Here is a 17841-nt window from a genome sequence, read left to right on the forward strand (position 1 = left end):
GACGGTTTCAAATGGCGCGGCGAGGATCGGCGCTCCGGCCCCTGCGGCCAGTCATCGACCGGAAGGAACCTCCATGTCCCCCAACGACCGCCCAGCAGCCTATGGCGTGTTCAAACCCGTGGGCCATGTGATCCTCGCGTTCCCGAACGAGAGCGACATGAAGGGGGCGTACTCGGCCCTGCTGAGCGGCGGCAGCGCCCCGGGCGACATCACCGCGTACACCCCGGATCAGATGCGCCAGCAGGCCGACATCGACATCGAGCAGGCGGGTGTGCTGGCCGGCATCGGCCAGGAGCTTAACCTCGTCAAGGCCCATCGCGAACTGGCCGTGCAGGGCCACAGTTTTCTCGTCGTCAAGGCGCCGAGCGACGACGAGGCGAACCGGATCGCCGACGTGGCCCGGCGCTTCCGCGCGGCCCGTGCGCAGCGCTACGGTCACCTGATGATCGAGGAGCTGATCGAGGTCGGCTCGGGCGAGAAGCAGGTGGCCGAGTCGCCCGAACGCGGGCTGGATGCGCAGACCCGCTCGGGTCGCGAGGTCGGCGGCGGTCGCTGAACACGCGGCTCTATTCGGCCGTGACCTTCGCGTTGCGGATGACCTGACCCCACTTCGCCGTCTCCGCGCCGATGAAGGAGGCGAATTCTTCCGGCGTGCCGCCGACCGGGATCGTGCCCATGCCTTCGAGTCGCGCCTTCACGTCGTCCATGCGGACGATGCGCGCCACCTCGTCGGCCACGCGCTTGACGATGTCCTTCGGCGTGCCCGCCGGGGCCAGGATGCCCGCCCAGGTGCTGCCGGTGAAGTTCGCGATGCCTTGTTCGATGAATGTCGGCACGTCGGGCGCCGCGGGCAGGCGCCGGTCGCTCGCGACGCCGATCAGGCGCACCTTGCCCGTCTTGCCGGGGTTGATCAGGCCCGAGGCCGCGTCGAAGAACAGCTGGATCTGACCGCCCATCAGGTCGGTCAGTGCCGGCGCCGCGCCGCGGTACGGGATGTGGACCATGAAGGTGTTGGTCAGCGCCTTCAGGTACTCGGTCGTCAGGTGCGCGGCCGAGCCGCCGCCGCTGGAACCGAAGCTGACCTTGCCCGGATGGGCGCGCGCGTAGGCGATCAGTTCCGGGCCCGTCTTGAACGGTGCATCGTTGTTGACCGCGGCGATCAGTGGGGAGATGCCGATCAGCGAGACGGCTGCCAGGTCCTTCTTCGGGTCGTAGGGCAGTTTCGGGTACAGCGAGGTGTTGGCCGCGTAGGCGGCGATCACGACGCCCATGGTGTAGCCGTCGGGCGGCGCCTTGGCGATCAGGTCGACGCCGATGATGCTGTTCGCGCCGGGCTTGTTGTCGATCGTCACGGTCTGGCCGAGCCGCTCCTGCAGCTTCTGCGAGATCAGTCGCGCGGTCACGTCGGTGAAGCCGCCGGGCGTGTAGGGCACGATCATGCGGATCGGCTTGCCCGGCCAGGCAGCCTGCGCGCGCACGCCCGGCGCGGCGATCAGCGCGGCGCTGCCGGCGAGCAGCGTGCCGTTGAAGCGGCGGCGGGTCGGGTGGTCGATCGTCATGCGGTGTCTCCGGTGGTGTAGCGATCGCGCAGCTCGCGCTTGAGCACCTTGCCGATCGCGCTGCGCGGCAGCTCGGCCATGAAGCGCAGGTCGGCGAGGCGCTGCGTCTTGCCGACGCGCTGGTTCATCCACGCCATGATCGCGCGCGGCTCGTCGGTGTGGCCGGCACGCGGCACGACGAACGCCACCGGCGTCTCGCCCCACTCGGTCGACGGCACGCCGACCACGGCCACGTCGGCGACCGCAGGATGCTCGCGCAGCACGGCCTCGAGGTCGCTCGGGTAGATGTTGAAGCCGCCGCTGATGACCATGTCCTTCTTGCGGTCCATCAGCACCAGGAAGCCGTCGTCGTCGAACCGGCCGACGTCGCCGGTGCGGATGAAGCGCTTGCCGTCGGGTGCGAACCATTCGGCCTCGCGCGTCTTCTGCGGCTGGCGGTGGTAGCCGAGCATCATGCCGCCCGAGTGGCCGACGACTTCGCCGGTCGCGCCCGGCGGCAACTCGACGCCCTCGTCGTCGATGAGCCGGATGTCGTGCCCCTGCGCCGGCTGGCCGACCGTGTGCAGCTTGTCCGGGTGCTCGTGCGCCAGCAGGATGCAGGTGCCGCCGCCCTCGGTCATGCCGTAGAACTCGATCAGCCCGCCGGGCCAGCGCTCGAGCACGTCGGCCTTCAGCGCGGCGTTGAACGGCGCGCTGGTGCAGAACTTGAACAGCGTGCTCGACAGGTCGTGCGTGGCGAACGTGGGCAGGGCCATGATGCGCTGGTACTGCACCGGCACCAGCATCGTGTGGGTCATCCGGTGCTGCTGCGCGAGCGCGAGGTACTTCGCGGCATCGAACTTGGGCATCAGCACGATGGTGCCGCCGAAGCCGAGGGTCGGGAAGAACACGACCAGCGTCGTGTTCGAGTAGAGCGGCGTGGCGAGCAGCGTCACGCCCGTGTGGCCGTAGCGGTAGTTGGCGCCGCGCGCGACGTGCGACCAGCGCATGCCGTGCGACTGCACGATGCCCTTCGGCATGCCGGTCGTGCCGGACGAATAGATGATGTTGAACGGCGCCTCGGGCGGCACGTCGACCGGCAGCGGGCGCGCGCCCGCCGGCATCAGCCAGGCGTCGAACGGGCGGCCGGGCGCGATGCCGTCGAGCGAGATGCAGTCGGCCTCGCGGCCGGTGCCGGCCAGCGGCTCGAGCGCGGCGGCGTCGGCGAACAGCCAGCGCGCCTGCGCGTCGCCGCGCATCGATGCGAAGCTCTCGGGCGTGACCGACGGCGCGAGCGGCGCCACCGCCACGCCGGCCCGCAGCGCGCCGAGGAACACAGCGGCATAGCGCGGCGACGCGAGCGCGCAGATCGCGATCGCATCGCCCGGCTTGAGCCCATCGCGCTGCAGCGTGGCGGCGATGCGGTCCATCAGCGCATCGAGCTCGGCATAGCTGAGCACGTCGTCGCCCTGCACCAGCGCGGCCTGGCCGGGGCGTGCAAGCGCATGCTCGCGGACGAGGTCGCTGAGGGTGCGGTAGGGAGCGTCGAGGGGTGCGGCAGGGGCGGTCATCGGTGGCGGCGCAGGGGTCGGATCGATCAAGGCGGAATGATGCGCGCGATCGCGCAGCGTGCGCAGCACCGCGTCACAAGGGTTGTCACGGAGCGGGCCTGTCACGTGCGCGACGCGTCGCACGGCAGGCTCGTGCGTGCGCCGGCGCAATGCGTCGGTGTTTGCCCTAGAAACGAACCGCAATGCCCTTGCTCCGCGGCTGCCGGCGTTGACGCTGCCGCGTGCGACCGCGAAGATCGCCGCGCTGCAACAAACGCGGATGCTCGCGAGATCCCACGACGATGGACCTTTTCCTGCAACAGGTGTTGAACGGGCTGACCCTCGGCGGCATCTACAGCCTGGTCGCGCTGGGCCTGACGCTGGTCTACGGCATCCTGCACGTCCCGAACTTCGCGCACGGCGCGTTCTACATGGCCGGCGCGTTCGTCTCGTTCCACCTGATGAAGGCCTTCGGCCTCAACTACTGGATCGCGATGATCGGTTCGGCCGCCTGCGTCGCGCTGCTCGCCACGCTGGCCGAGCGCCTGGTGTTCCACCCGCTGCGCCACGCCTCGGGGCTGCACCCGATGATCGCGGCGATCGGCGTGCTGCTGTTCCTGGAGGCCGGCGCGCAGGCGATCTGGGGTGCCGATTTCAACCGCATGCAGACGCCCTACACCGGCATCATCGACATCGGCGGCCTGACGCTCCCCTCGCAGCGCCTGCTGATCATCTGCGGCGCGTTCGCGCTGGTGGTCGCGCTGCAGCTGTTCCTGAAGAAGACGGTGATGGGCTCGACCATCATCGCGATGGCACAGAACCGCGACGGCGCCTCGCTCGTCGGCATCGACGCGAACAAGGTCGCGATGCTCACCTTCGCGATCTCCGGCGCGCTGGCCGCGATCGCGGCGACGCTGTACGCGCCGATCAACCTGGTCTATCCGGCGATGGGCAACCTCGTGATCACCAAGGCCTTCGTGATCATCATCCTCGGCGGCATGGGCAGCGTGCCCGGGGCGATCGTCGGCGGGCTGATCATCGGCTTCGCCGAGAGCTTCGGCGCGTTCTACCTGTCGACCGACTACAAGGACATCGTCGCGTTCGCCTTACTCGTGATCATCCTGTCGGTGCGCCCGCAGGGCATCTTCACGAAGGGCGCCCGGTGATGGGCGCGCTGATGAACGGCATTCAGGGCAAGTGGGGCTGGGCGCTGCTCGCCGCGCTCGGGCTGGTGTTCCCGCTGATCGCCAAGAACGACTACCACCTGACCGTGATGTCGACCGCGTACATCTTCGCGATCGCCACGATCGGGCTGAACCTGATCACCGGCTACACCGGCCAGTTCAACCTCGCGCACAGCGGGTTCATGGCGGTGGGCGCGTACACCGTCGGCATCCTGACGGTCGACCACCACTGGCCGTTCTGGGCGGCCTTCGCGCTGTCCGGGTTCACGGCCGCGGCGCTGGGCTTCTTCGTCGGCATCCTGTCGCTGCGGCTGCGCGGCCACTTCTTCTCGATCTTCACCTTGTGCGTCGGCTACATCATGTTCCTCGTGATCGAGAAGTGGGAGAGCCTGACCCACGGCACCGTTGGCATCATCGGCATCCCGGCACCCGGGGCGATCGCCGGCATCGCATTCGACACGCCGCGCACGCTGTACTACCTGGTGTTCGCGTTTCTCGTGCTCGGCGTGTGGGTGATGAGCCGCATCGTCCGCTCGCTGCTGGGCCGCACCTTCGTCGCGATCCGCAACAGCGAGGAGCTGGCCGAGTCGCTCGGCATCAACCTGATGCGCACCAAGCTGCTGGCGTTCATGCTGTCGGTGTTCTACGCCGGCATGGCGGGCGGGCTCTACGCCGGCTTCGTGCGCTTCCTGGGCCCCGGCGTGGCCGGCGTCGAGAACACCTTCGACATGACGATCTACATGCTGATCGGGGGCATCGGTACGCTGCTCGGGCCGCTGCTCGGAGCGCTGTCCGTGCCGTGGCTGACGCAGTACCTGCAGTTCCTGCAGGAGTACCGGTTCATCGTGTTCGGGCCGATCCTGGTGCTGCTGGTGATCTTCCTGCCGCACGGTGTCGTCGGCACCTACCTGGGCTGGCGCGCGCGCCGGGCCGCGCACGCGCAGCCGGCCCCGGCGGCGGCCCGCGCGGATGCCCCGATGCGCGAAGGGACGAGCCATGTCTGAGCCGATCCTCAAGGTCTCGCACCTGACCAAGCGCTTCGGCGGGCTGGCGGCGGTCAACGACGTCAGCACCGAGATCGAGACCGGCAAGATCAACGCGATCATCGGTCCGAACGGCGCCGGCAAGACGACCTTCTTCAACCTGATCGGCGGCACGCACCGGGCCACCTCGGGCAGCATCGTCTTCAAGGGCCAGGACATCACGCAGCTGCGCACCGACCAGGTCGCGCAGCTCGGCATCTCGCGCACCTTCCAGAGCACCGCGCTGTTCGACATGGCGACCGTGCTCGACAACCTGATCGTCGGCCACCGGCTGCGCACCAAGTCGGGTCTGTGGGACGTGCTCGTCGGTACCGGCCGCCTGAAGGACGAGGAGCGCATCTGCCGCGAGAAGGCGCGCGACGCGCTCGACTTCGTCGGCCTGTCGCATGTCGCGCACCGGCTCGCCGGCGACATCTCGCAGGAGGAGCGCAAGCGGGTCGCGTTCGCGCTCGCGCTGTCCACCTCGCCGAGCCTGGTGATGCTCGACGAGCCGGCCGGCGGCGTGAACCCGGAAGAGACCGTCGGCCTGGCGACGCTGATCCGCAAGATGGTCGCCAGCGGCCTGACGGTGTGCCTGATCGAGCACAAGATGGACATGATCATGAGCCTGGCCGACAAGATCCTGGTGCTGAACTACGGCGAGAAGATCGCCGAGGGCACGCCAGCCCAGGTGCGGGCCGATCCGGCCGTGATCGACGCCTACCTCGGCGCCGACCATGCGGGCATCGATCACCTGGAGGCGGGCACCGATGCTCACGCTTGAGAACGTCTCGCTGAATTACGGCAGCTTCCGCGCTTTGAACGGCGTGACGCTGAACGCGAAGGAGGGCGAACTGGTCGTGCTGCTCGGTGCCAACGGGGCCGGGAAGAGCTCGATCTTCCTGACCACCAGCGGCATCCACAAGGCGGCAGGCGGCAGCATCCGGTTCCGCCAGACCGAGCTGGTCGGCATGAAGGCCTCGCAGATCGTCGCGACCGGCGTGGTGCAGTGCCCCGAGGGGCGCAAGCTGTTCCCGCAGATGTCGGTGCTGAAGAACCTGATGCTCGGCGCCTACGTCCACCGCGGCGACAAGGCCGGCAACCAGAAGATGCTCGACGAGGTGCTGGGCCTGTTCCCGATCCTCGCCGAGAAGAAGGACGATGCGGCCGGGTCGCTCAGCGGCGGCCAGCAGCAGATGGTCGCGATCGGCCGCGCGATGATGGGGCGGCCGAAGGCGCTGCTGCTCGACGAGCCCTCGCTCGGCCTCGCGCCGCTGGTCGTCAAGATGGTGTTCGAGGTGATCCAGCGCATCAACCGCGCCGGCACCACGGTGCTGCTCGCCGAGCAGAACGCGTTCGCGGCGCTGAAGATCGCGCACCGCGCCTATGTGATCGAGAGCGGGCGCATCGTGATGGAAGGCGACCCGCAATCCCTGCTCGACAACGACGCGGTGCGCAAGGCCTACATCGGCGCCTGACGCACCGCACCCGGTTTTGGTCCAGTCAACCCTGAAGGAGACAAGACAGATGAATCGATTCAACCGACTCGCCGCCGCCGTGGCGACCACGCTGGCGATCGCCGCGACGCCCGCTTTCGCCCAGGAGGTCGTCAAGATCGGCTTCTCCGGCCCGCTCTCGGGGGGCGCCGCGCTCTACGGCAAGAACGTGCTCGACGGCATGAAGATGGCCGCCGACGAGGTCAACGCGGCCGGCTTCGAGGTGGCCGGCAAGAAGTACAAGCTCGAGATCGTCGCGCTCGACGACAAGTACAACCCGAGCGAGACCGCGATCAACGCGCAGCGCCTGGTGCAGGAGAGCAAGACTCCGGCGATCCTGGTGCCGCACTCGGGCGGCATCTACGCGCTGCAGACCAACAACGTCGCGCAGAAGTACCTGATCCTCGCGTACAGCAGCACGCCGCAGATCGCCGCCGCGAACAACAAGCTGACGCTGCGCATCCCGCCCGAGTTCACCAGCTACATCCAGCCGTTCATCAAGCATGCGATGGGCAAGTTCGGCAAGAACGTCGCGATCGCCGATGCCGACCACGACTACGCGAAAGCCTGGAACGCGGCCTTCAAGCCGGCGTGGGAAGCAGCCGGCGGCAAGATCGTCGCCGACAACCCGATGAGCTACAACAAGGCGACCGACTTCTACAGCGGCGTGAGCCGCGCGCTCGCCGGCAAGCCGGACGTGATGTTCATCGGCGGTGCGTCGGAGCCGACCGGTCTGGTCGTCAAGCAGGCGCGCGAACTCGGCTTCAAGGGCGGTTTCATCATCATCGACCAGGCCAAGATGGACGAGGTGCAGAAGGTCAGCGGCGGCTACGGCTCGCTCGAGGGCTCGATCGGCGTGTTGCCGGTCGTCGACGACAGCTCGGCCGACACCAAGGCCTACGTCGAGCGCTTCCACAAGCTGTACCCGGGCCGTGACCCGAGCTCCGAGGTGTCGCTGAACTACACCGCGGTGCACGTGACCGCGCTGGCGATGAAGCTGGCCGGCAGCGTGACCGACGCGGTCGCGATCCGGGCCCAGCTCGACAAGGCCTTCAAGACCATCCCGGGCAAGCTCAACCCGGGCGCGGTCGACGGTGTCGACGAGCGCGGCGGCTCGACCGCCGACCCGCGAGTCGCAGTGGTCGAGAACGGCAAGATCCGCGAGGTCAAGCTCAGCGCGATCAAGTAGGCGGATCGGCGGCCTGCAATGCAAAGCGGCCCAGCGGGGCCGCTTTTTTCATGGCGCGTCGGACTACTTCGCGGCGAGCCCGAGTCGCTCGATCAACTGCTTGTCCTTCGCGAACTGGTCGCGCGCCCACTTGGCGTAGTCGTCGCCGCTGCGGTACCAGAGGTCCTGGTTCAGCTGCGCCATCACTTCCATGTGCTTGGGGTCGTCCATCGCCTTGCGGAAGGCATCGTGCAGCGCCTTGACGACGGCCGGGTCCATGCCCTTCGGCCCGACCAGACCGTACGGCGAGGTGGAGACGACGTTGTAGCCAAGGTCCTTGGCCGTCGGCACGTTCGGCCAGCGCTTGGTGCGCTGTTCGCCGAACGTGACGAGCAGGCGCATCTGGCCGCCATCGACGAACTTGTCCCAGCCGGTCGCGTCGCTCATCGCCATCACGTGGCCGCCGAGCAGGGCCTGGGTCAGGTCGGCGTTGCCCTTGAACGGCACGTGGGTGAGCTCGACCTTGGCGTTGCCGGCCAGCTCTTCCATCAGCAGGTGCGGCGAGGTGCCGATGCCGGTCGAGCCGTAGTCGATCTTGCCGGGCGCCTTGCGGGCCGCCTCGATGTACTCGTTGAAGGTCTTGTACGGCGAATCCGCGCGCACCGTGAAGCCGAAGGTGTAGCCGCTGACACCGATGATGAACGTGAAATCCTTCAACGGATCCCATTGCACCTTCTGCATGTGCGGCAGCCGCACCATGCCCATCGGGTACTGGGCGATCGTGTAGCCGTCGGGCTTGGCCGTGAGCGCCATCGAACCGGGCCCGGTGGTGCCGCCGCCACCGGGCTTGTTCTCCACGATGATGTTCTGGCCGAGGTTCTTGCCGGCGATCTCCGCGAGCGCGCGCAGGTGGCGGTCGGTCGAGCCGCCGGCCGGCCACGGCACGATCAACGTGACGGGCTTGCCCGGAAAGGCTTGGGCGCGCGCGCCGAAGGGCAGTGCGAGGGCCGCGGTACCGAGCAGCACGCTGCGGCGGCGGATTTCGGAAGCGGTGGATGAAGGCATCTGGCGGGTCTCCGTGGGTGATCGTTCTGCAGGCTCGGGCAACGCATCACCTTACCCGACGCCGGCCGCGGCACGTGAGAGTACAAACTCGACGATGAAGGGCTTCAGCGCTGGATGGCGTCGACCGCGTTCGCCAGCGCCGGACCGAAGGCGCGCATCAGCACCTGGATGCGGGCCGCGTTGCGCAACTCGGGGTGGGTGATCAGCCACAGCGGCGTGTCGAGCTCGTCGATCGTCCCGGTCAGCGGCTGCAGCTCCGGCATGCTGGCCTCGACGAATGCCGGCAGCAGCGCAATGCCGATGCCGGCCCGCACCATCGTCGCCGCGTGGCTGAAGTTGTCGACCCGCAGCACGACGTTCTGGGGCGGCAGCCGGGTCGTGAGCCAGCGGTCGAACTTCAGGTCGTACGCGTCGCGCTCGAAGCTGATCCAGCGGCGCTCCAGCGAGAGCGCTTCGACATCGCGCAATGCGCCGCGCGTACCCGGCAGGCGCCGCGCATAGACCTTGAAGCGCAACACCGTCAGCCGACGGCCGACGAGCCACTCGGGCACGCTGTCGGCGATGCGGATCGCGATGTCGGCCTCGCGCCGGCGCAGGTTGACGTGTTCGCGCGAGCCCAGCAGCTCGATCTGCACGTCAGGAAAGGCAGAGCCGAACTGCGCGAGCACCGACGGCAGCAGGTGGTCGATGATGATCGACGAGACGCTCACGCGCACTTCGCCGCTGGGTCGCAGGTCGGCGCCGATCGCGCGTGTCTCGGCACCGAGCGCGATCGGCTCGAACGCCTGTGCGGCGCGCTCGATCTCGTGACCGGCCGCGGTCAGCGTGTACCGCGCCCGACCGCGCTCGAACAGCCGGGTCTTCAGGCGCGTCTCGATCAGGTCGAGCTTGCGCAGCAGGGTCGAATGCGTCATCCCGAGCGGGCCGAACGCGCGCGCGACGCTGCCGTGACGCGCCACCGCGAGCACGATGGCGAAGTCCGACCAGTCGAGTTGCAGCCGCGGCGAGCCGCTCCCCCGAGGCTCGCTGGCGGGGTCGTCGGTGGCGGCTTGAGTTTTCATTTTTGCAAATATGGAGTTGGATATTTGCGGGCATTTTTGCATTCATTGCAAGGTAAGGTCGAGTCGTCCCCCACCACGATGATCGACGAGGCCGGCATGGAACTACTCGACGCTGCAGGATGAGCCGCGCTGCCGCGCGGGGCGCCGCGGCGCCCATTCCTGGCGAGGTGCGAAACGCGCTGATACGGCGCGTGCTGGCCATCACCGAGGGCTATCGCAGTGTCGCGCAGCAGATGGGACAGCTCTACATGTATGCCGACGAACACGCTCTCGAAGCGCTGACGCGCAGCCTCGACCAGCCGATGCGCGCGGCCGCCGAGAACGAGCGCGTGCTCGCGGCGATCCTCGACGAACTGCAGCTCGACCCGCCGAGCGCGCCCAGAAAAGGCCGACCATGACTCTCCTCGACACCGCCACCCGCTCTCGCCCCGCCACCCAACTGGGCGACCAGGACATCCACCTGTTCCGCGAGGGGACCCATGCGCGGCTGTACGACAAGCTCGGCTGCCACCTGCATCCGGGCGGCGCGCACTTCGCCGTCTGGGCGCCGAACGCGCGCTCGGTGTCGGTCGTCGGCGAGTTCAACCAGTGGGATGCGACGGTGGACCGCGCCTACGTGCGCAGCGACGGTTCGGGCCTGTGGGAGCTAGACGTCCCCGGCGTCGTCGAAGGGCAGGCCTACAAGTTCGCGATCTTCACGCACGACGGCGCGCGCCTGGACAAGGCCGATCCGTTCGCCCGGCGCGCCGAGCCGCCGCCGGCGACCGCCTCGATCGCCTGGCGCACCGGAGGCTACGGCTGGGGCGATGCCGACTGGATGCAGCAGCGCGCCCGCGCCGACACCTTGAACGCGCCGCTCTCGGTCTACGAAGTCCATCTCGGCTCCTGGCGACGCGGCCCGGACGGCGAGTTCCTCGACTACCGCGTCGCGGCCCAGCTGCTGGCCCAGTACGTGACCGGGCTCGGCTTCACCCACGTCGAACTGATGCCGATCACCGAGCACCCGTTCTACGGCTCCTGGGGCTACCAGACGACGGGGTATTTCGCGCCGACCTCGCGCTACGGCACGCCGCAGGACTTCAAGTTCCTGGTCGACACGCTGCATCAGGCCGGCATCGGCGTGATCCTCGACTGGGTGCCCTCGCACTTCCCGGCCGACGCGCACGGGCTGGCCGAGTTCGACGGCACGCACCTGTACGAGCACGCCGACCCGCGCCAGGGCTTCCATCCCGAGTGGAACTCGTCGATCTTCAACTACGGCCGCAACGAGGTGCGCGCGTTCCTGTTGTCGAGCGCGATGTTCTGGCTGGACGAGTACCACATCGACGGCCTTCGGGTCGACGCGGTCGCCTCGATGCTGTACCTCGACTACGCGCGCAAGGAGGGCGAGTGGATCCCGAACGTGCACGGCGGGCGCGAGAACCTCGCGGCCATCGCGTTCCTGCGCCTGCTGAACGAGGCCGCCTACCGTGACCATCCGGGGGTCCAGGTGATCGCCGAGGAGTCGACCGCCTGGCCGATGGTCTCGCGGCCGACCTATCTGGGCGGGCTGGGTTTCGGCATGAAATGGAACATGGGCTGGATGCACGACATGCTCGGCTACATGCAGGAGGACCCGATCCACCGGCGCTGGCACCACGGCGAACTGACGTTCTCGCTGGCCTACGCGTTCAACGAGAACTTCATGCTCCCGCTCTCGCACGACGAGGTGGTCCACGGCAAGCGCTCGCTGATCGACAAGATGCCCGGCGACCCGTGGCGCCAGTTCGCAAACCTGCGGCTGCTGTACGGCCACATGTGGGCGCACCCTGGCAAGAAGTTGCTCTTCATGGGCGACGAGTTCGCGCAGCGCCGCGAATGGAACCACGACGCCGCGCTCGACTGGTGGCTGCTCGGCAGCAACGACGCGCATGGTGGCGTGCAGCGCTGGGTCGAGGACCTGAACCGTCTGTACCGCGCCGAGCCCGCGCTGCATGCGCTCGACTTCGATGCCGGCGGCTTCGAATGGATCGACGGCGCCGACGCCGAGGGCAGCGTGATCAGCTACCTGCGCAAGGCGCGCGACGGCAGTCGGCTCCTGGTGATCGCGAACTTCACGCCGGTGCCGCGCGAGGACTACCTCGTCGGCGTGCCGGCGTCCGGCCTCTGGCGCGAATGCCTGAACAGCGACGCGACGCTGTACGGCGGCAGCGGTGTGGGCAACCACGGCGGCGTGACGACGGTGCCGGTGGCGGCACACGGGCGCTTCCAGTCGCTGAACCTGCGCCTGCCGCCCCTCGGCATCCTGATCCTGAAGCACGAAGGAGAGAGCGCGTGAGCCCTGCGAGCCCCACCCAGCCCGTGGCCCCGACCCGGGTGTCCAGCGCGGACGACACCGTCACCCCGATCGCGCTCGCCGACGGCCGGGTGCGCGCGGTGATCGAGAACGTGCAGCCGGCCGTGGACGCCGGCCGCTTCCCGATCAAGCGGATCGTCGGCGATGCCGTCGTCGTCGAGGCCGACTGTTTCGCCGACGGCCACGACGTGGTCGCGGCCCGGCTGCTGTGGCGCCGCCGCGGCGCGAATGCCTGGCAGGCGACGCCGATGACCGCGCTCGTCAACGACCGCTGGCGGGCCAGCTTCACGGTCGACGCGCTCGGCTCGTGGGAGTACACGGTGTGGGCCTGGGTCGACCCGTTCCAGTCGTGGCTGCACGACTTCACGCGGCGCGTCGACCCCGACGACGTGCGCATCGCCGCCGCCACGGGTGCCCAGCTGATCGAGCAGGCCGCCGCTCGAGCGGATCGCGGTCGCGATGCCGACCTGCTGCGTGACTGGGCCAGCGATCTGGCGCGCGCGGCGGTCGATTCGCCCGACGACGTCGCGGCGTTGCAGGAACTGGGCAACGACGAGGCGCGTGCGGGCGTCGCCCGGCGCTACCCGGACCTGACCCATGCGACGCACCATCCGCAGGTCTACGGCGTCACCGTCGAACGCGAACGGGCGCGCTTCTCGGCCTGGTACGAGTTCTTCCCGCGATCGGCCTCGCCCGATGCCGGGCGCCACGGCACGTTCGCCGACTGCGAGGCCTGGCTGCCCTACGTCAAGCGCATGGGCTTCGACGTGCTTTACTTCCCGCCGATCCACCCGATCGGCCGGTCGCGCCGAAAGGGGCCGAACAACACGCTCGACGCGAGTCACGAGCACCTCGGCAGCCCCTGGGCGATCGGCGCCGCCGAGGGCGGGCACGATGCGATCCTGCCCGCGCTCGGCACGCTTGCCGACTTCCGCCGGCTGGTGGCGCGCGCCGCCGAGCTCGAGATCGACGTCGCGCTCGACATCGCCTTCCAGTGCGCGCCGGACCACCCCTGGGTGACCGAGCACCCGACGTGGTTCAGGAAGCGCGCCGACGGCAGCATCCAGTACGCCGAGAATCCGCCCAAGAAGTACCAGGACATCTACCCCTTCGATTTCGAGAGCCCCGACTGGCGCGCGATGTGGGTGGCGCTTGCCGGTGTGTTCGAGCACTGGATCGACCAGGGCGTGAAGGTGTTCCGCGTCGACAACCCGCACACCAAGGCGTATCCGTTCTGGGAGTGGGTGATCGCCCGGGTGCGGGCGAAGCAGCCCGAGGTGATCTTCCTGTCGGAAGCATTCACGCGCCCGCGTGTCATGCACCGGCTCGCCAAGGTCGGCTTCAGCCAGTCGTACACCTACTACACCTGGCGCAACTCGAAGCAGGAGCTCACCGCCTACTTCACCGAACTGAGCCAGGGCGCGGGCCGCGAGTACTTCCGGCCGAACGTCTGGCCGAACACGCCCGACATCCTGCCGGCCGCGCTGCAGTATGGCGGACGCCCGGTCTTCATGGCGCGCGTCGCGATGGCCGCGACGCTCTCGGCCAACTACGGCATCTACGGGCCCGCCTACGAACTCCTCGAGGCCCGGGCGCTGCGCGCGGGTGGCGAGGAGTACCTCGACTCCGAGAAGTTCGAGCGCCGGGTCTGGAACCGCGACCAACCCGATTCGCTGGCCGACTTCATCGGCGTGCTGAACCGCGTGCGACGCGCCAACCCGGCGCTGCACAGCGATGCCGGGCTGCGCTTCCTGAGCGTCGACAACGAGCAGCTGCTGGCCTATGCGAAGACCTCCGCCGACGGCAGCAACACCGTGGTCTGCGTGATCAATCTCGATCCGCACCACACGCAGAGCGGCTGGATCGAGTTCGACCTCGCGGCTTTCGGATTGCCGACCGACCAGGTCTACCAGCTGCACGATCTGATCAGCGGCGCGCACTTCCTCTGGCACGGTTCCCGCAACTATGTCAGCCTCGATCCGCAGCGCGTGCCCGCGCACGTGATGGAGCTGCGGGCGCGCATGAAGCGCGAGAACGATTTCGATTACTTCCTCTGAGGATGCCTGTGAGCCTTCAAGCGAACACCGTCGAGCCCCAACCAGGCCTGGCGCCCGCGCCGCACCCCGTCGAGACTGCCGCCGACCCGCTGTGGTATCGCGACGCCGTCGTCTACGAGCTGCACATCAAGGCCTACGCCGACGCCAACGGCGACGGCATCGGCGACTTCCGCGGTCTCACCGAGCGGCTCGATCACGTGCAGTCGCTGGGCGTCAACACGATCTGGCTGCTGCCGTTCTACCCGTCGCCACAGCGTGACGACGGCTACGACGTCGCGAACTACGAGGACGTGCACCCGAGCTACGGCACGCTCGACGACTTTCGCGCATTCGTGATCGAGGCGCATCGCCGCGGCCTGCGCGTGATCACGGAGCTGGTCGTCAACCACACGTCCGACCAGCACCCGTGGTTCCAGGCCGCGCGGCGCGCGCCCAAGGGCTCGCCGGAGCGCGACTTCTACGTCTGGAGCGACGACAACACGCTGTACTCCGGCACCCGGATCATCTTCACCGATACCGAGAAATCGAACTGGACCTGGGACGAGGTCGCCCAGCAGTTCTTCTGGCACCGCTTCTTCAGCCATCAGCCCGACCTCAACTTCGACAACCCGGTCGTGCTCGAAGCGGTGCTCAAGACGATGGAGTTCTGGCTCGAGATGGGGGTCGACGGGTTCCGGCTCGACGCGATTCCGTACCTGATCGAGCGCGACGGCACGAGCAACGAGAACCTGCGCGAGACCCACGACGTCATCAAGAAGATACGCGCGCGCATCGAGTCGCACTACCCCGGTCGCCTGCTGCTCGCCGAGGCCAACATGTGGCCGGAGGACGTGCGCGAGTACTTCGGCGACGGCGACGAATGCCAGATGGCTTACCACTTCCCGCTGATGCCGCGCATGTACATGGCGATCGCCCAGGAGGACCGGCATCCGATCGTCGAGATCCTGGCGCAGACGCCGGAGATCCCCGACGGCTGCCAGTGGGCGATCTTCCTGCGCAACCACGACGAGCTGACGCTCGAGATGGTCACCAGCAAGGAGCGCGACTACATGTACCGCATGTACGCCTCCGACGCGCGCGCCCGCATCAACCTGGGCATCCGCCGGCGCCTGGCGCCGCTGCTCGAGAACGACCGGGCGCGCATCGAGCTGATGAACGGCCTGCTGCTGTCGATGCCGGGCACGCCGGTGCTGTACTACGGCGACGAGATCGGCATGGGCGACAACATCTTCCTCGGCGACCGCGACGGCGTGCGCACGCCGATGCAGTGGACCAGCGACCGCAACGGCGGCTTCTCGCGCGCCGACCCGCAGCGGCTGTACCTGCCGCCAATCCAGGACCCGATCTACGGCTTCGAGGCGCTCAATGTGGAGGCGCAGGCGCGCGAGCCCTCGTCGCTGATGAACTGGACCAAGCGGCTGCTCGCGGTGCGCAGCGCCACCCAGGCCTTCGGTCGCGGCCGCTTCACGATGCTCCACCCCGGCAACCGCAAGGTGCTGGCGTACGTGCGCGAACACGGCGACGACGTGATCCTGTGCGTGTTCAACGTCAGCCGTGCGGCGCAGCCGGTCGAGCTGGCGCTGGAGGACTACAAGGGCCGCGTCCCGGTCGAGATGCTGGGGCGCAACGCGTTCCCCACCATCGGCGACCACCCGTACATGATGACCTTGCCGGCCTACGGTTTCTTCTGGTTCCGGCTCGCCAGCGACGCGGCACCGCCGCAGTGGCACGTCGAACGGCTCGCGGTCGAGGACCTGCCGGTGCTGGTGCTGTTCGACGGCTGGAACAGCTTCTTCCGCGGCAAGGTCGTGCCCTGGCGCATGGGCATGGCCGAGAAGACCCGGGCGCAGTTCGAACGCGAGCTGCTGCCGCGCTTCATGCAGCGCCAGCGCTGGTACGCGGCCAAGGCCGAGCCGCTGACCCGCGCGACGCTGAGCGCGCACGGCGTGCTCGAGACCGACGGCGCGCAGTGGCTGGTCGCGCTGGTCGACCTGGAGGGTCCGGCCGAGCCGGCGCGCTACTTCGTGCCGCTCGCGATCGCGTTCGAGGACGACGACGAGGAGCGCGTGCGCGAGCTCACGCCGCTGGCCGTCACGCGGGTGCGCGAGCAGGCGACGACTGGCGTGCTGGCCGACGCGATGGCCGACGTGCCGTTCTGCCGCGCGCTGGTGCGCGGCATCGGCGCCGGGCGCGAGCTGCCAGCCGACGGCGGCAGCCTGCGCTTCACGCCGACGGCGGCGTTCGAGCAGGTCGTCGGCGACGCGCTCGACGGCCCGACGCCGCTGCACCGGCTGACGACCAGCAGCAATTCGATCAGCCTGCTCGGCGACCGCCTGTTCCTGAAGGGCTACCGGCGCCTGCAGGCGGGTGCGAGCCCCGAGCTCGAGATGGGTCGCTTCCTGACCGACGTGGCGGCCTACCCGCACTGCGTGCCCGTGGCGGGAAGCCTCGAGTTCGTCGCGAAGGACGGCGCGGTGTGGGTGCTGGCGCTGCTGCAGGCCCAGGTGGCGAACCAGGGCGATGCGTGGACCTACATCGTCGACCAGCTGGCGCGCCTGCTCGAGCAGCAGCGCGGTGGCGAGACCGGCGTGCAGGAGGGGATCGAGGCGATGGCCGAGCGCGTGCAGGTGCTGGCGCGCCGCGTGGCCGAACTGCACGTGGCGCTGGCCCGGCCCGGTGGCGGCCCGGCGTTCGATCCCGAGCCGATCGGCGCGGCCGATCTGGGCGACTGGGCGGCGACGGTGCAACGCGAGAGCGCACAGACCTTCGCGCTGTTGCGCTCGCGCGTGCCGGGCTTCGGCGAGTCGCTGGCGGCGCTCGCGGCCCGCGTCGTCGACGCCGAGCCGGCGCTCGGGCAGCGCATCGGCGCCGCCGCGCAGCTGCAGCCGGCCGGCCTGAAGACGCGGCTGCACGGTGACCTGCACCTGCAGCAGGTGCTGATCGTGCGCGACGACTACCTGCTCATCGACTTCGAGGGCGAGCCGCAGCGCACGCTGGCCGAGCGCCGCGCCAAGCACAGCGCGCTGCGCGACGTGGCCGGCATGCTGCGCTCCTTCGACTATGCCCGCCACACCGCACTGCACCAGAGCGTGCAGGGCGCGGTCGAATTCGAACGCCTCGTGCCGGCGGCGCGGCAGTGGGAGCGGCGCATGCGCGAGGCGTTCGTGCTCGCGTACCGCGAGGTCGTCGTGGCGGGCGGGCTGTACGCGAGCGAGGCCGCGTTCAACGCCGCGTGCGCGCCGCTGCTCGACCTGTTCGAGCTGGAGAAGGCGCTCTACGAACTGCGCTACGAGATCGACAACCGCCCCGACTGGATCGGCGTGCCCCTGGCCGGGATCGCCGCGCTGGCCGGTGTCGCCGACTGA

Annotated in this window: 14 protein-coding genes; 10 read left to right on the forward strand and 4 right to left on the reverse strand. The window is 68.9% G+C overall.

The genetic code is table 11. The annotated features are described in order from the left end of the window. Positions 1-73: 73 nt before the first annotated feature. Positions 74-556 (forward strand): hypothetical protein, encoded by a 483-nt coding sequence (locus ACWH49_RS14340; RefSeq protein ID WP_448172062.1) that lies wholly within the window; start codon positions 74-76, stop codon positions 554-556. A gap of 10 nt (positions 557-566) precedes the next feature. Here the strand turns inward: ACWH49_RS14340 and ACWH49_RS14345 are convergent, their stop codons facing one another. Both ACWH49_RS14345 and ACWH49_RS14350 read right to left on the reverse strand, forming a co-directional pair. Next, positions 567-1553 (reverse strand): Bug family tripartite tricarboxylate transporter substrate binding protein, encoded by a 987-nt coding sequence (locus ACWH49_RS14345; protein ID WP_448174352.1) that lies wholly within the window; start codon positions 1551-1553, stop codon positions 567-569. Between the two features lie 2 nt (positions 1554-1555). Beyond that, on the reverse strand, positions 1556-3109 hold the full coding sequence (locus ACWH49_RS14350; protein WP_448172063.1) for a class I adenylate-forming enzyme family protein: 1554 nt from the start codon (positions 3107-3109) through the stop codon (positions 1556-1558). Positions 3110-3390: 281 nt separating this feature from the next. Between ACWH49_RS14350 and ACWH49_RS14355 the strand changes: the two genes are divergently transcribed. The 5 genes from ACWH49_RS14355 to ACWH49_RS14375 are packed head-to-tail and all read left to right on the forward strand — an operon-like array spanning position 3391 to position 7979. Next, entirely contained in the window at positions 3391-4254 is an 864-nt protein-coding gene (locus ACWH49_RS14355; RefSeq protein WP_056460977.1) for a branched-chain amino acid ABC transporter permease, read from the forward strand. Between the two features lie 11 nt (positions 4255-4265). After that, on the forward strand, positions 4266-5276 hold the full coding sequence (locus tag ACWH49_RS14360) for a branched-chain amino acid ABC transporter permease (protein WP_448174353.1): 1011 nt from the start codon (positions 4266-4268) through the stop codon (positions 5274-5276). Next, positions 5269-6078: an ABC transporter ATP-binding protein gene (locus ACWH49_RS14365; RefSeq protein WP_448172064.1), complete on the forward strand. Its 810-nt coding sequence runs from the start codon at positions 5269-5271 to the stop codon at positions 6076-6078. Before ACWH49_RS14360 ends, ACWH49_RS14365 begins: the two co-directional genes overlap by 8 nt. After that, positions 6065-6772, forward strand: a complete 708-nt coding sequence (locus tag ACWH49_RS14370; RefSeq protein WP_448172065.1) for an ABC transporter ATP-binding protein — start codon at positions 6065-6067, stop codon at positions 6770-6772. Before ACWH49_RS14365 ends, ACWH49_RS14370 begins: the two co-directional genes overlap by 14 nt. 49 nt (positions 6773-6821) lie before the next feature. After that, positions 6822-7979 (forward strand): ABC transporter substrate-binding protein, encoded by a 1158-nt coding sequence (locus tag ACWH49_RS14375; protein WP_448172066.1) that lies wholly within the window; start codon positions 6822-6824, stop codon positions 7977-7979. A gap of 63 nt (positions 7980-8042) precedes the next feature. Here the strand turns inward: ACWH49_RS14375 and ACWH49_RS14380 are convergent, their stop codons facing one another. Then, positions 8043-9023, reverse strand: coding sequence for a Bug family tripartite tricarboxylate transporter substrate binding protein (locus ACWH49_RS14380; RefSeq protein ID WP_448172067.1), 981 nt, complete (start codon positions 9021-9023; stop codon positions 8043-8045). Between the two features lie 104 nt (positions 9024-9127). Further along, positions 9128-10084: a LysR family transcriptional regulator gene (locus ACWH49_RS14385; RefSeq protein ID WP_448172068.1), complete on the reverse strand. Its 957-nt coding sequence runs from the start codon at positions 10082-10084 to the stop codon at positions 9128-9130. 191 nt (positions 10085-10275) lie between these two features. On the opposite strand from ACWH49_RS14385, the gene ACWH49_RS14390 reads away from it, so the two are divergent. From ACWH49_RS14390 to treS, 4 genes are read left to right on the forward strand one after another with little or no spacing between them, the layout of a single operon-like run. After that, complete coding sequence (locus tag ACWH49_RS14390) at positions 10276-10482, forward strand: hypothetical protein (protein WP_448172069.1); 207 nt, start codon at positions 10276-10278, stop codon at positions 10480-10482. Further along, on the forward strand, positions 10479-12401 hold the full coding sequence (gene glgB, locus ACWH49_RS14395) for a 1,4-alpha-glucan branching protein GlgB (RefSeq protein ID WP_448172070.1): 1923 nt from the start codon (positions 10479-10481) through the stop codon (positions 12399-12401). Before ACWH49_RS14390 ends, glgB begins: the two co-directional genes overlap by 4 nt. Beyond that, the gene (locus ACWH49_RS14400) at positions 12398-14476 is read left to right on the forward strand and encodes an alpha-1,4-glucan--maltose-1-phosphate maltosyltransferase (protein WP_448172071.1); all 2079 of its coding nucleotides are present in this window, start codon (positions 12398-12400) and stop codon (positions 14474-14476) included. The genes glgB and ACWH49_RS14400 overlap by 4 nt, the downstream gene beginning before the upstream one ends. Before the next feature lie 8 nt (positions 14477-14484). Beyond that, positions 14485-17841 (forward strand): maltose alpha-D-glucosyltransferase, encoded by a 3357-nt coding sequence (gene treS, locus ACWH49_RS14405; protein ID WP_448172072.1) that lies wholly within the window; start codon positions 14485-14487, stop codon positions 17839-17841.

This window comes from Rhizobacter fulvus (assembly GCF_964020785.1).

Bases quoted from the DNA above. Each gene is read 5' to 3' on its own strand.
- ACWH49_RS14340 (WP_448172062.1), top strand. From the start codon at position 74: ATGTCCCCCAACGACCGCCCAGCAGCCTATGGCGTGTTCAAACCCGTG.
- ACWH49_RS14350 (WP_448172063.1), bottom strand. From the start codon at position 3,109: ATGACCGCCCCTGCCGCACCCCTCGACGCTCCCTACCGCACCCTCAGC.
- ACWH49_RS14355 (WP_056460977.1), top strand. From the start codon at position 3,391: ATGGACCTTTTCCTGCAACAGGTGTTGAACGGGCTGACCCTCGGCGGC.
- ACWH49_RS14360 (WP_448174353.1), top strand. From the start codon at position 4,266: ATGAACGGCATTCAGGGCAAGTGGGGCTGGGCGCTGCTCGCCGCGCTC.
- ACWH49_RS14365 (WP_448172064.1), top strand. From the start codon at position 5,269: ATGTCTGAGCCGATCCTCAAGGTCTCGCACCTGACCAAGCGCTTCGGC.
- ACWH49_RS14370 (WP_448172065.1), top strand. From the start codon at position 6,065: ATGCTCACGCTTGAGAACGTCTCGCTGAATTACGGCAGCTTCCGCGCT.
- ACWH49_RS14375 (WP_448172066.1), top strand. From the start codon at position 6,822: ATGAATCGATTCAACCGACTCGCCGCCGCCGTGGCGACCACGCTGGCG.
- ACWH49_RS14380 (WP_448172067.1), bottom strand. From the start codon at position 9,023: ATGCCTTCATCCACCGCTTCCGAAATCCGCCGCCGCAGCGTGCTGCTC.
- ACWH49_RS14385 (WP_448172068.1), bottom strand. From the start codon at position 10,084: ATGAAAACTCAAGCCGCCACCGACGACCCCGCCAGCGAGCCTCGGGGG.
- glgB (WP_448172070.1), top strand. From the start codon at position 10,479: ATGACTCTCCTCGACACCGCCACCCGCTCTCGCCCCGCCACCCAACTG.